Below are 12928 nucleotides of genomic sequence, written 5' to 3' on the forward strand. Positions count from 1 at the left end.
CCAATGATCAACGCTGTGGGTAAACCCCAGTCCATCCTGCTGCTCGGCGGCGCCTCCGACATGGGGCTCGCCGTGGTCGAGGAGTTCCTGACCCGTGGCTCGGCCCGCGTGGTGCTGGCCGCCCGCCCGGGTGAGGACCTCTCGTCCGCCGTCGGCCGGATGGAATCCGCCGGTGCCTCCTCCGTGGAGACCGTCGGCTTCGACGCCACCGACTTCGACTCCCACCCGGGCGTCTTTGACGAGATCTGGGCCGGTGGCGACATCGACCTCGCTGTCGTCGCCTTCGGTGTGCTCGGCGACAACGAGGTGCAGTGGACCGACCAGAAGCAGGCTGTGCTGGCCGCCCAGGTCAACTACACTGGCGCCGTCTCTGTCGGCGTGCTGCTGTCCAACCGGATGAAGGCACAGGGCCACGGCCAGATTGTGGTGTTCTCCTCCGTCGCCGGTGAGATGGTGCGTCGCTCGAACTTCGTCTACGGCTCCACCAAGGCCGGCGTGGACGGCTTCTACCGGATGCTCGGTGAGGCCCTGCGCGGCACCGGGGTGAAGGTGCTGACCGTGCGCCCCGGCCAGGTCCGCACCAACATGACCGCCGCGCTGGACGACGCCCCACTGACCGTGGACAAGACCGACGCCGCCAAGGCCGTCGCCGCGGGGGTGGACGGTGGCAAGCCGGTCATCTGGATCCACCCGCTGTTCCGCCCGATCATGCTGATCCTGAAGAACCTGCCGCAGTTCATCGTGCGGCGGCTGCCGCTGTAGGGGGTTACGGGAGGTGGCTGCTGGGGTCCGACTTTTCCCCATTGAGCGACCGCAATGGTGCCGTGGCAGAGGGTCCGGTCGTTTCCAGGAACCACAACGACCAGTAGGTCTGCCACCGGACCGGCCACTCTGCCGTGGCCAGCTCCCAGTTGTCGGGGCTACAGGCCTCGCGCTGGTGCAGGACGGCGGGAATGCTACCGAATGACCAGCCTCTACTGGATCAGCGGAACAGGGGGGACTCGGCCTCCCGACCAGGAGTTCCTCCGTCCGTTGAGCGCGTGAGCCGAACGGAGAGACTGGCGGACAGCGGTTCTTGTCGCCGCCGCAGGGACTTCAATCCTCCCTGCCCGGAACGATGCGACTCAGCTCTCCGGGGGTGTGTGGGCACTGTCACCTCGCCCAGCACTCAGGCGAGGTCCGCCCCGTAGCACCGCGCGGGCAGAAAAGGAAGAACGAATCATGGCATAAACGTATCCCATGTCGGACTGGCCGAATGTTTCCCCTGAAACCCCGCCCTGGGTTTCCGCTGACTGGAGGATCCTCGACATCCTCATCCGCCAGCCCGTCATCGACGCCGAAAGAATCGCCGGAGGTCGACACCGCGTTCCGTATGCGCCAAACATTCCCGACCAACGTCAGACGACCGGCAGGATGACTAAGGGATTGGAGCGACACCGGAAGTACACAGAGGTACACCAAGTACACTGAAGTACACAGAAGGAAGCTCATGTCTGCGCGACCACAGAATCCCTTCCGCCCTTCGCCCGGTGCCAAGCCGCCACAACTGATCGGCAGAGCAGGATTGCTCAATGAGTTCGTCTACGGGCTGCGCATCAGCTCCGGAGCGCCGGGCCTGCTGACCATCTTCACTGGTGCCAGGCGAATCGGGAATACCACATGGGATCTTTGACACGCTTACCGTGTCAAAATGGTCAGGACGGAGTGCGGCTTGACTGGCCTTATCACCGCCGCCAAACGGAGGCTAGCTGGAAGGGACGGACATGATCGGTGCTGGAGCGAGTGGGGGCTCGGCAAGGTTCGCGCGAGTGCTTGGTGATATCGATGTCGAGGACTTCGGAGACCCAGCGCAAGAGCTGTCTCTATTCTCTGGCTGCGAGTCCGTCGCGGACGTGCGATCAGTTCTTCGCGAGCAGGTGGAGCTTGAGACTTCCGTGATGCTTGATCTTGTTGCGGAGACTGACGCGTTCGATGTGATTGAGCTGATGCGGATGCGTGAGTTCCCCCCGGTTCCCGATCCACGAGTGACGACGCCAGGCGGGTCTGCGTTGGCCGTGGAGTTGGTGGCTGCCATGCTGCTTTCTCGCTCTAGTCGGAAGCCGAGCGATGTCCCCCGTGAGGAGACTCGTCCGCACGAGCAAATCGCAGAGCTGCACGCGCGCGCCAAGCGGCTTGCGCGACTGGCGACATACCGGCAGCAGTATGAGGCCTATCTCAGCGAGCATGTGCTGGCGCGTCTTGCGTCGGAGTACCAGGGTGCCGTGCTGAACATTCGAAACCTTCAGTACGACCACATCAGGGATGAGCAGGAGCGTCGTCTCTTCCAGCATCCCGTGGTCGAGGGACTCATGAATCAGCACCTGGGCTACGGGTACGACGACGTGGTCGGTGTCCGTAATGCGCTGAAAGCTATTTCTGCAGATCGGATGACGAGTCTCCGTGATGAAACCGGCGACATCATGCTCGAATACCAGGGGGTCTCTCCGGAAGAGATGCCGGAACAAGTGATCGCCCGTTTCCGGGAAGCAATGATCGACCTCATGTTCCTGCCTGGGGAGCGTGCGACGATCCGCGCCAACGAACTTGCCGAAGCTGGCCAGCTAGACGAGGCGAGAGTTCTCACCGTCCTGAACTCGTACTCCCAAGTCTTCGATGATTCGATCGCTGCGGGGACGAGAGTCTTCGATCTCCTTACGGCCACCAATTCGTTCCTCATCACTCCGCTCGTTGCGGACGGCGTAGGTGGCTTTGTGTCGACAGTCAATGATCCTGGGCTCGACTCGCTCCGCCGTGTACTTGAGCGAGCACTCGCGCCACACTCGTCCGACATGCGGCGCTACGACCAGCGGGCTCGGCAGTCGGTAAGCGAGGGCCTTGCAATCGCAAGTTTCGAACGTGTTCTCGGGTGCGCGGCGCTTCATTCGGGTTTCCATTACTACGCGGCGAAGAAGGGACGGAGCGAGGCTGACGTCGATGCCGGATGCGGCGACGTAAACTTTGTGGCGGACCGCGTCGAGGGAGACGGTCTCTTCTTGGTCGACGATGTCGCGATCATTGTCGAGGTGAAGGCGAAGTCCGTCGCTAGTCAGTCTCGACGTGGCGATGTTCGCAGACTCGAATCGGATCTGAAGGCGACGATCGGCGACGCGAACAAACAAGCCGCACGGCTGCAACGGCTGATTGAAGTGAACAGAGGCGTCTGGCTCGCACCGGACTCATGGCTCGATCTGTCCCAGGTCCGCGAGGTGCGTTCGGTCATCATCTTGCTAGACGATGTCGGTCCGCTCGGTGTCGCCATTGGAGACCTTCAGGCTGCTGGACTGCTCGCTGAGCGGCGGCCTCCGTGGGTTGCGTCGTTGCATGACTTGATGGTCATCGCCGAGATTTGCGATCGGCCCAGTGAGTTTCTTCTGTATCTGCGACGACGGACTGACAGTGGAGTCGCCACGTTCTACCGCGGGGCCGATGAACTCGATCTCTTCATGTTGTTCCTCGACGGAGACCTATACGTCGACGATGACCCGGACGAAGTGCGGCGTGAACATGTGTCCGTCCCTCCAGTGAAGGCCCGGGGCAGAAGGCGGCGCGACGAGAGTGCAGTCGGGACTATGGTTGCCGATCACTGCCAACCGCTAAGCGAGTGGTACTTGCGCGATCAGATTCCCGAGTTTGAACCGCGCCCCGCGAAACCAACTTTCAATATTGCTCAGAAGATCGTCCCGATCGTCGATTCGATCGCTGCCCGAGGTCAGCCTGGCTGGTTACGATGCACGACTGATCTGCTCGGCCTTGCCGGTGAGACGCAGACACGACTAGTGAAGGGCATCCGCGAGTGTTGTCGGAGAACCTCCGTGGACGGCAACTACCACGACATGCTCATATCTTTCGCGGGCATGTGGGGGCATCCCACCGTTTTCATTGGAGTAGCTCCGGAGACCGGGAACACCCTCGCTTACCGCGATCAACTGTCTCAGTATGTGCGAGTCAAGGGGTACCAGCTGCAATCGGATCGAGCGTATGGTCTTCTCTTCAGCGCAAAAGGGGCTCTCCTCGAGTTCATCTACCTGACGAATCCTCCGCGTTCCGATCCGGGTCTCGACCGATTGGTGGTAGAGATGGGCCTGCAGCCCGTTGGGCGCGCCGGCAGGCCCATCCCGCCGTCCGCGCGCCGACCAACCAAGAGGCTGCGTGGGAAGAGGAAGCGCCGCTAGGTCGTGTTACGAAAGTCGTTATTCTAGGCGTCGGTGTGTCTGACCACCACAAAGAAGGTTCCCCCGTTCACGATTGTTGGTGTCGAATCATCAACGTGAACAAGGAAACCTTGGCGTGCACACCCGACCCGCCAGCGCCAGACACGACCTCACCGACGACCAGTGGAACCTCCTGAAACCACTACTACCAGCACAGCAACACCTCGGCCGGCCCCGGTCCTGGTGTCCACGAAGCCTGGTCAACGGCATCTTGTTCCAGGTACGCACCGGTATTCCCTGGCGTGATCTCGCCGAACGCTACGGCCCCTGGTGGCGGGTCTACGATCTGTTCACCTGCTACCAACGCACCGGTGTGTGGTCGAAGATCCACACCCAACTGCTGTCGCAAGTACACCAGAACAGTCGACTATCGTGGGAGTTCAGCGTGGACTCCACCACCAGTCGAGGGCACGTCCATGCCACCGGGACCCCCGTCATGATAGTCACCACCGTGACCGTGATGAACCCGCTGACCACGGCTTTGGCCGAGGTGTCTGGTCAACAAAAATCCACCTCGCCGTCGACGCCGGGGTGTGCCCGGTCTCGTGCGTGCTGACCCCGGAACAGGCCGGCGACGAGCCCCACAGATGCCCGAGGTGCTTGACCGTGTCCGGGTACCGACACCGGGACCTGGCAGACCCTGCACCACACCGTTACGGGTGTTGGCCGACAAGGCGTACTCGTCGCGCAGAAACCGCAGCTACCTGCGAGGTAGAGGAATCCCCACGACGATCTCACAGCCTGGTGATCAGGTAGGACATGTCACGATCAAGCCCGAGCGGCCGGAGGGTTCTGTGGGCAGGAGCTTGCCCCTATAACGGCGGGGCCGTCGTCAGCGTCGCTGGCGGCGGGCTCCCCCGATCTCGTGCGAAAGTACCCGCCGCGCGGAGCAGCAGGACCAACTACGCCCCGTTGTATGAAATGGGGAGGGATGATCCCCGACTGCTCCCGATGGCCGCGGTCATCCCGCAGTACCCTGGTCGCATGTCGACGCCACGGACAACCCCATGACCTCGTCAACCAGTAAGATGACCGGCGACTTCTCCGCCAAACCCACCACCCAGGCGTTCTTCGACGGCATCGCCGCCTTCACCGGAGGTCTCGGGCCGGTGAACCGGGAGGCCAAGGCGCAGGTGAGCTTCTCGGTGAACCGGAAGTTCCTCTGGCTCTGGGCCTATGAGAAGACGTCGGACGGCACCCTCTACATCAACGTAACCCTGGACCACCGGGTCGACGACCCCCACTTCCATGAGGTATCCCAGGTCAGCACGAACCAGTGGAACCACCACGTCGTGGTGAAGACGGAGGCCGCCGCCCGCAGCGACTGGCTCGCCGACCTCATCCGCGCCGGATACGACTTCGCAGGTCAGTGACCTGACCTGAACCGGGCCCCGGACCTACTCCGCGAAGGGGTAGTCCGTGTACCCGTGGGCCCCGCCGACGTAGAACGTCGACGAGTCCGGCGTATTCAGTTCCAGACCGTCCTGCCAGCGACGGACCAGGTCGGGATTGGCGATGAGCTGGCGGCCGACCACGGCGGCGTCCGCCAGGTCGTCCTCCACGATGTGGCGTGCCTCGTCCAGCTCGGTGACGTGGCCGAAACCACTGTTGAGCAGGAACGCCCCGGTGAAGCGCTCCCGCAGGGCCGCGACCAGGTCGCCGTCGATATCGGCGTGCAACACCGACAGGTACGCCATGTCGAGATCGTTGATGCCGTCGATCAGGGCACCGTAGGTGGCCAGGACGTCCTCCCGGTCGTCCTCCGGAACACCCTGTACACCGTGCTCCGGCGAGATGCGCAACGCGGTGCGTCCCGAGCCAATCTCCTCCGCGACCGCCCGCACGACCTCGACGGTCAGTCGCGCCCGGTTCTCCGGGGAACCACCGTAGACATCGTCGCGGTGATTGGAGGACGCCGCGGTGAACTCGTGCAGCAGGTAACCGTTCGCACCGTGGATCTCCACGGCGTCGACGCCGGCGTCAATTGCCCGGCGCGCTCCGTCCACGAACTCCCGGATGATCCGTGGGATCTCGTCGGTCTCCAGTGCCCTCGGCACCACACCGTCGAGTTTCCCGGAGAAACCACGGACCGGACCGCCGGTGCCGATCGCGCTCGGCGCCTCCGGCTCGCCGCCGCGCAGCAGATCGGGGTGGGACGTGCGGCCGCCGTGCATGATCTGCATGACCAGCGTGCCGCCCTCGGCGTGAACCGCATCGGCGACCTGCCCCCAGCCAGCCTGTTGCTCGTCGTTGGCGATACCGGCCTGCCCCGGGAACGAACGGTTACTGAACGCAGGGAAGGTACCTTCCGTCAGCACCAAGCCAGCTGAGGCGCGCTGCCGGTAGTACTCGATGTGCAGGTCGTTAGGGACGCCGTCCTCCTCCGCCCGCTGACGGGTCAGCGCGGCCATGGTCACCCGGTTGTTCAGGTGGAGCGTGCCGGCGTCCAGCGGATCGAAGAGGGAGGTGGTTGTTGTCGTGGTTGTCGTAGTCACGTACGGGACAACCGTGACCGGCCGGATGCTATTCCCCATCCCCGCCCAGCGTCACGGGATCAGCACGGTTCTCCCGGTCTCAGTGTGGCTATGGCAGAGGTACTGGTTACATGGCAGGGGTACCGGTCGGTAACCAGGTCGAAACCGCCCGTTACCCGTGCCATGCCGCTGTCAGGTCTGCCACGTCCTCGGCCGGTACCTCCACACCCTTGCGAGATACCCCATGGGGGTATAAAGTCGGCGACGTACGCGACCGTAAGGCAAAGGAGAACACCATGGCCACCATCACCAAGAACTACACTGTCGACGGCATGACCTGCGGACACTGCAAGGCCTCCGTCGAAGAAGAGATCGGCGAAATCGTCGGCGTCACTTCCGTCGAGGCGGAACTCGCCACCGGCCGGGTCACCGTCACCGGTGAAGACGTGCAGGACGACGCCGTCGCCGACGCCGTCACCGAAGCCGGTTACAGCGTGAGGGCGTAAGCCATGACCACCACGCCTGTCGGACCGGCTGACCCCGTCGATGTGATCCACCTCGACCTCGGGGTCACCGGCATGACCTGTACCTCCTGTTCAGGACGAGTGGAACGCAAGCTCAACAAGCTCGACGGCGTGGAGGCCACCGTCAACTTCGCCACCGAGTCCGCCGCCGTCACATACGACCCCGGCAAGGCCGACACCGACATCCTCATCGACACGGTCCGCGGCGCCGGATACGACGCCTTCACCATGGCCGATGACGCCGATGACGCAGATGACGACGCGCAGCACCACAGTGCCGGAACCGACACCCCGGACAACGGCCAGTCCCGCGTCGACGCCGCCCGTGACAGCGAGGCCGCCGACCTGAAGAAGCGCACGATCATCTCCGCGCTGATCACTGTCCCTGTGGTCCTGGTGAGCATGATCCCGGCGCTGCAGTTCGACAACTGGCAGTGGGCCGTCCTCACCGCCGTTACCCCGGTCTATTTCTGGGGTGGCGCACCGTTCCACCGTGCCACGCTGGCGAACCTGCGTCACGGTTCCTTCACCATGGACACCCTGGTCAGCATGGGGACGACCGCCGCCTACGTGTGGTCCCTCTGGGCGCTGTTCCTCGGTAACGCCGGCATGCCCGGGATGACCATGGAGATGCACCTGCTGCCGTCGCACTCCACGATGGACGAGATCTACCTCGAGACCGCCGCGGTGGTGATCACCTTCCTGCTGCTGGGACGCTGGTTCGAGACCCGGGCGAAGGGACGCTCCTCCGAGGCGCTGCGCACACTGCTGAATATGGGGGCGAAGGACGCCACGGTACTGCGCGACGGCGCTGAAATCCGCGTTCCTATCAAGGAACTGCAGGTCGACGAGATGATCGTGGTGCGGCCGGGCGAGAAGATCGCGGCCGACGGCGTTGTCGCTGACGGCAACTCCGCCGTAGACGAGTCGATGCTCACCGGAGAATCGGTGCCCGTCGAGGTCACCGATGGTTCCACCGTCACCGGCGCGACCATCAACACCTCGGGACGCCTGCTCGTCCGCGTGACCCGCACCGGTGAGGACAGCACCCTGTCCCAGATGGCGAAGCTGGTCACGGATGCGCAGGCGAAAAAAGCCCCGGTACAGCGACTGGTGGACCGGATCTCGCAGGTCTTCGTTCCCGTCGTCATCCTCATCGCCGTGGCGACCCTGATCGTCCACATCGCCACCGGCGGCGGCGTGGCGCCAGCATTCACCGCGGCTGTCGCCGTCCTGATCATCGCCTGCCCGTGTGCTCTCGGCCTGGCGACGCCGACGGCACTCCTGGTCGGGACGGGACGGGGTGCACAGCTCGGTCTTCTGATCAAGGGTCCTGAGGTGCTGGAATCCACCCGGCGCGTCGACACCATCGCCATGGACAAGACGGGCACGGTCACCTCCGGTGTGATGGCGGTCAGCGGTGTGACTGAGGCTGCCGCCGTCTCCACCGATGTACTCTCCGCCGCCGCGGCCGTGGAAGCCGGGTCCGAGCACCCGATCGCCCGGGCGATCGTGCGCGAGGCCGAGCAGCGCGGCGAGGTCCCACAGGCCACCGATTTCGCCACCACCGCAGGACGGGGCGTCACCGGAACGGTCGACGGAGCCACCGTGACGGTGGGACGGCCCGCTGCAAACCTGCCCGATGACCTCCAGCAGGCCTTCGATGAGGCGCAGGACGCCGGTGGTACGCCGGTCGTCGTCGAGATCGACGGGACGCCCGCCGGGGTGGTCACCGTACGGGACACGGTGAAGCCGACGTCCGCCGACGCCGTGGCCAGCCTGAAGACACTCGGTCTGACACCGATGCTGCTCACCGGCGACAACGAGGGTGCGGCCCGTACCGTCGCCAGCGAGGTGGGGATCGCTCCGGAGAACGTCATCGCCGGGGTCATGCCGGACGAGAAGGTCGACCACGTCGAGAAACTCCAGGCTGAGGGCCGGAACGTGGCCATGGTCGGTGACGGCGTCAACGACGCCGCAGCCCTCGCCGCCGCGGAACTCGGCCTGGCGATGGGGGCTGGAACAGACGTGGCGATCGAGGCATCCGACATCACCCTGATGAACGACGACCTGCGCTCCGCCGCCGACGCCATCCGCCTGTCGCGGCGAACCCTCGGCACGATCCGCGGCAACCTGTTCTGGGCTTTCGCCTACAACGTCGCGTTGATCCCAGTGGCTGCAATCGGACTGCTCAACCCGATGCTCGCCGGTGTGGCGATGGCATTCTCCTCGGTGTTCGTGGTCTCCAACTCACTACGGTTGCGCCGGTTCCGCTCGAGCCACGCCGGCTGAGCCGACAACTCACTCCAGCGGATTGCCCTCCGGAATCTGCCCGCAGGATGTCGTCGGCTCGTCGCCGGCGAAGCGGGCGTTGACCCAGGGCACCATCTGCGCCGCCCATGCAGCGCCACCCACGGTATGCCCACCCGTCGGAATCTCCCGGTAGTCCACATCCGTCCCGTCCGCGCAGTACTGCCGGGCGAGGGCACGGGTGTCACCGAGCAGCATCACCCCGTCACCGTCGCCGAGCTCCGGATGCGGTGGCGTGTTCTCCGCCTCACCGCCTCCGGCCTGTACCAACAGCTGAGGGTAGGGCGGGGTAGCACGCAAGCCCATGTTCGTGTCGTCCAGAAGGTGACGTACCTCCGGGATGGAGTCCGGATCCGGGTACTCCGGGCGAATGATCTCGTCCCACCGCAGATGGTCGTAGGAATCGGAGGCGTCACCGATGGCGACACGGTCCATGTCGGCGAAGACCTGCCGACCGATGTCGGTGAGATAGGGGTCCAGGTCCACCCCGTACGCACGCGCCAGCCCCACCATCGCCATGCCGACAACGCCGGACCAGCCGCTGCCCTCCCCCGCGTAGACGAGGTTGTGCTCGGGCCGCACCATAGTGCCGCCCTGGGCAACCCCGACAATGCTGTCGGCGACGTCCGGGGCGTACTCCTCCGCGAGGATCGACGCCCAGCCTGCACCGATGGACCCGCCCGAGTAGCCGACAAGGGCGGTGGGGGCGTCGGACGGGACATCGGCTCCGGGGGTGCGGTGAGACGCACGGAGACCGTCGAGGATAATCTGCCCGTACTCCGGACCGGCAGCGAAGATCTCCCCCTCACCCTGGATATCGGGCATGACCACGGTATGACCGGCGGCGAGCAGCGGTGCGATGAAGGCGAGTTCCGCCAGGACTACGGCGCCACCTTCGGTGACGTTCCCCGACAGGACGCGGGACGGGCCGTCCTCGGGGCGCATGGAATCGTAGAAGCTCGCGTACATCACCGTGTTTCCGGACGGCTCGACGGAGGACGGAGGGTGAATGACGCTGGTCACGGCCACCGAGGGCTCCCCGAGGGTGTCCGTGGTGCGGTACTGCACCTGGGTGGCCTGCACCGGGGCGTCGAACTCCTCGATCGCTGCCGGGATGGTGCGCTGTTTCAGTGGTGCGCCGGGAGCGAGACGCCGCAGATCATCGTCCCCGCCGCCGTCCGGAAGTGCGAAGAAGGACGCATCGTCCTGCACCGTGGGGATCTCTGCCGGGGCGGTGACGGGCGCGGTCTGTGTCGTCTCTCCCGGCGGGTCGTCGGCCGTCCTCGCACAGGCGGGTGCCGCACCGCCGCCGAGTGCCAGGACGAGGAGAGTCGCCCATACTTTTCGCTTCGTGTCCCGCATTCCGCCTCCGGGTCGTCAGTCAGTTGACGACACCGTAGCGTCAGCCCGACACGACAGTGGGGACGTCTTACTTTCGCGCGTGGCATCACCTCGAACGAAAGTCCGTGACCTGGTCGTTTAGATGAAGAAAGCCCGATCACCATTATGGGGACCGGGATTATCGGCGATGAAAACTATGTGTTTTCAGAAGAATGTCAGCGGTTCTCGATGCCGCCGATCACCTGCGACACGATCTGAAGGGCGAGCGTCCGGATCTCCGCCTCGTCCTGCCCGCCGCGGGGCCGGAACCACATCGCCGTGCTGTTCAAACTGCTCAGCAGGACCCGGGTCATCAGACGACGGTCCCCCTCACGGATACTGGAGTCAGTGATACCGTCCTCGAGCACCTGGCGGTACATCGCCTCGTAGTCCTCGCGGAGCCCGTTGATCGTCGCAAGCACCTCACGTTGACGCTCTTTCAGGGCAGCGAAACGCTGACCGGGAACGCCCTGGTGAATGGCATTGTGGTACCCGAGGTTCTGCATGAGGTTAACCAGGTGCGCCTCACTCATGGCGGTGAGCCGCTCTGCTCCGGTGCCGGTACCTGTGGAGAACGGTTCCACCACACGCCGGACGTTCTTCATCCCCTCCTCATACACGGCGAGGTAGATGTCGAATTTCGAGCGGTAGTAGTAGTAGACGCGCCCTTTCGTCGCGCCGATCTCCTCGGCGATGTCATCGATGGTGGCGCGGTCGAACCCTCTGAGCTGGAAGACCTCGGCTGCGGCGTCGAGGATCTGATGACGTGCCTGATCATGGGCTGTCATATCGACGCCGAAGGAGTCCACTGTCATGCGCTCCAGTCTATACAGTCACAGTTCGAACAGCCCGGCTGCTCCCATTCCGCCGCCGATGCACATCGTGACGACCACGTACCGGGCCCCACGCCGTCGTCCTTCGCGTAGCACGTGGCCGACCATGCGGGCACCACTCATGCCGTAGGGGTGGCCGATGGCGATGGCGCCACCGTTGACGTTGTACTTCTCCGGGTCGATACCCAACTGGTCACGGCAGTACACGGCCTGCGAGGCAAAAGCCTCGTTGAGCTCCCACAGGTCGATGTCATCGACGCTGAGACCGTGCTGCTGCAGCAACTTCGGCACCGCGAAAATCGGCCCGATCCCCATCTCGTCCGGCTCACACCCGGCCACGGCGATACCGCGGTAGGTGCCCAGGGGCTCCAGTCCACGGCGTGTGGCCTCGTCCTTCTCCATGAGGACGACGGCCGCCGCGCCGTCCGAGAGCTGGGAGGCGTTGCCGGCGGAGATGGTGGCATCATGCCCGGGGCGGTCCGGCAGCACGGCCTTGAGCTTGGCCAGTCCCTCGGCCGTAGTGGACGGCCGATTTCCTTCGTCAAGGGAGAGCCCTCCCAGCGGGACGATCTCGTCGTCGAACAGGCCTGCCTCCTGTGCAGCGGCCGTCCGTCGCTGGGATTCCAGGGCGTACTCGTCTTGCACCTGCCGCGAGACGGAGAAACGCTCCGCCACGTTCTCCGCGGTCTCCAGCATCGGGATGTAGACGTCGTGCCCGTTCTCCTTCAGCCACGGATCGACGGCGCGGTAGGTGTTGCGGTGGTCGTTCTGGACGAGACTGATCGACTCGACGCCCCCGCCGACGGCGATCTGCAGGCCGTCGACCATGATCTCCTTCGCCGCCGTCGCCACGGCCATCAGGCCGGACGCGCACTGCCGGTCAACGGTCATTCCCGGTACTGAGACGGGTAACCCGGCGCGCAGGGCTGACTGACGTGCGACATTGTAGCCCGTGGACCCCTCCTGCATGGCGCAGCCGAGGATGACCTCCTCCACGTCTGACGGGTCGAGACCAGCCCTCTCTACGGCGGCGGCGATCGCATGTCCGGCGAGCTCCTGACCCTGGGTGTCACTGAAGGCACCCTTGTAGGCACGGCCGATAGGGGTGCGTGCGGTGGAAACCACCACTGCTTCTCTCATGCTGCTCAGTTCTCCTT

At 64.6% G+C, this 12928-nt stretch carries 11 protein-coding genes; 7 read left to right on the top strand and 4 right to left on the bottom strand.

What is annotated here, in order from left to right; all coding sequences use genetic code 11:
- Positions 1–3: 3 nt before the first annotated feature.
- From CGLY_RS15920 to CGLY_RS15940, 5 genes are all read left to right on the top strand, one after another.
- Positions 4–762, top strand: a complete 759-nt coding sequence (locus CGLY_RS15920) for a decaprenylphospho-beta-D-erythro-pentofuranosid-2-ulose 2-reductase (RefSeq protein ID WP_038550623.1) — start codon at positions 4–6, stop codon at positions 760–762.
- A 727-nt stretch (positions 763–1489) separates the two neighbouring features.
- The gene (locus tag CGLY_RS15925; protein WP_038550625.1) at positions 1490–1672 is read left to right on the top strand and encodes a hypothetical protein; all 183 of its coding nucleotides are present in this window, start codon (positions 1490–1492) and stop codon (positions 1670–1672) included.
- A 136-nt stretch (positions 1673–1808) separates the two neighbouring features.
- Positions 1809–4211 carry a hypothetical protein gene (locus CGLY_RS15930; protein WP_144313716.1) on the top strand — a complete coding sequence of 801 codons (2403 nt, stop codon included), beginning with the start codon at positions 1809–1811 and terminating at the stop codon, positions 4209–4211.
- Positions 4212–4326: 115 nt separating this feature from the next.
- Positions 4327–4806 (top strand): transposase, encoded by a 480-nt coding sequence (locus CGLY_RS15935; protein ID WP_052540471.1) that lies wholly within the window; start codon positions 4327–4329, stop codon positions 4804–4806.
- Between the two features lie 451 nt (positions 4807–5257).
- Positions 5258–5623, top strand: a complete 366-nt coding sequence (locus CGLY_RS15940; protein ID WP_038550629.1) for a DUF5655 domain-containing protein — start codon at positions 5258–5260, stop codon at positions 5621–5623.
- Between the two features lie 24 nt (positions 5624–5647).
- Here the strand turns inward: CGLY_RS15940 and CGLY_RS15945 are convergent, their stop codons facing one another.
- Positions 5648–6661 (bottom strand): alkene reductase, encoded by a 1014-nt coding sequence (locus tag CGLY_RS15945; RefSeq protein ID WP_052541056.1) that lies wholly within the window; start codon positions 6659–6661, stop codon positions 5648–5650.
- Positions 6662–7020: 359 nt separating this feature from the next.
- Between CGLY_RS15945 and CGLY_RS15950 the strand changes: the two genes are divergently transcribed.
- Positions 7021–7230 (top strand): heavy-metal-associated domain-containing protein, encoded by a 210-nt coding sequence (locus CGLY_RS15950; protein WP_038550630.1) that lies wholly within the window; start codon positions 7021–7023, stop codon positions 7228–7230.
- 3 nt (positions 7231–7233) lie between these two features.
- Positions 7234–9540, top strand: coding sequence for a heavy metal translocating P-type ATPase (locus CGLY_RS15955; RefSeq protein WP_038550631.1), 2307 nt, complete (start codon positions 7234–7236; stop codon positions 9538–9540).
- A gap of 9 nt (positions 9541–9549) precedes the next feature.
- Here the strand turns inward: CGLY_RS15955 and CGLY_RS15960 are convergent, their stop codons facing one another.
- The 3 genes from CGLY_RS15960 to CGLY_RS15970 all read right to left on the bottom strand — a co-directional run bounded on the left by CGLY_RS15960 (position 9550) and on the right by CGLY_RS15970 (position 12911).
- A complete protein-coding gene (locus tag CGLY_RS15960; RefSeq protein WP_081803983.1) occupies positions 9550–10920 on the bottom strand; it encodes a lipase family protein in 1371 nt (456 codons plus the stop codon).
- A 194-nt stretch (positions 10921–11114) separates the two neighbouring features.
- Entirely contained in the window at positions 11115–11753 is a 639-nt protein-coding gene (locus CGLY_RS15965; protein ID WP_162472414.1) for a TetR/AcrR family transcriptional regulator, read from the bottom strand.
- A gap of 18 nt (positions 11754–11771) precedes the next feature.
- The gene (locus tag CGLY_RS15970) at positions 11772–12911 is read right to left on the bottom strand and encodes an acetyl-CoA C-acyltransferase (protein WP_038550632.1); all 1140 of its coding nucleotides are present in this window, start codon (positions 12909–12911) and stop codon (positions 11772–11774) included.
- Between the last annotated feature and the right edge of the window lie 17 nt (positions 12912–12928).

Origin of the sequence: Corynebacterium glyciniphilum AJ 3170 (assembly GCF_000626675.1) — a bacterium.
Classification (GTDB): Bacteria; Actinomycetota; Actinomycetes; order Mycobacteriales; family Mycobacteriaceae; genus Corynebacterium; species Corynebacterium glyciniphilum.

Excerpts from the sequence above, each read along its gene's own strand:
- CGLY_RS15920 (WP_038550623.1), top strand. The coding sequence starts at position 4 with ATGATCAACGCTGTGGGTAAACCCCAGTCCATCCTGCTGCTCGGCGGC.
- CGLY_RS15950 (WP_038550630.1), top strand. The coding sequence starts at position 7,021 with ATGGCCACCATCACCAAGAACTACACTGTCGACGGCATGACCTGCGGA.
- CGLY_RS15945 (WP_052541056.1), bottom strand. The coding sequence starts at position 6,661 with ATGGCCGCGCTGACCCGTCAGCGGGCGGAGGAGGACGGCGTCCCTAAC.
- CGLY_RS15960 (WP_081803983.1), bottom strand. The coding sequence starts at position 10,920 with ATGCGGGACACGAAGCGAAAAGTATGGGCGACTCTCCTCGTCCTGGCA.
- CGLY_RS15925 (WP_038550625.1), top strand. The coding sequence starts at position 1,490 with ATGTCTGCGCGACCACAGAATCCCTTCCGCCCTTCGCCCGGTGCCAAG.
- CGLY_RS15965 (WP_162472414.1), bottom strand. The coding sequence starts at position 11,753 with ATGACAGTGGACTCCTTCGGCGTCGATATGACAGCCCATGATCAGGCA.
- CGLY_RS15940 (WP_038550629.1), top strand. The coding sequence starts at position 5,258 with ATGACCTCGTCAACCAGTAAGATGACCGGCGACTTCTCCGCCAAACCC.
- CGLY_RS15970 (WP_038550632.1), bottom strand. The coding sequence starts at position 12,911 with ATGAGAGAAGCAGTGGTGGTTTCCACCGCACGCACCCCTATCGGCCGT.
- CGLY_RS15955 (WP_038550631.1), top strand. The coding sequence starts at position 7,234 with ATGACCACCACGCCTGTCGGACCGGCTGACCCCGTCGATGTGATCCAC.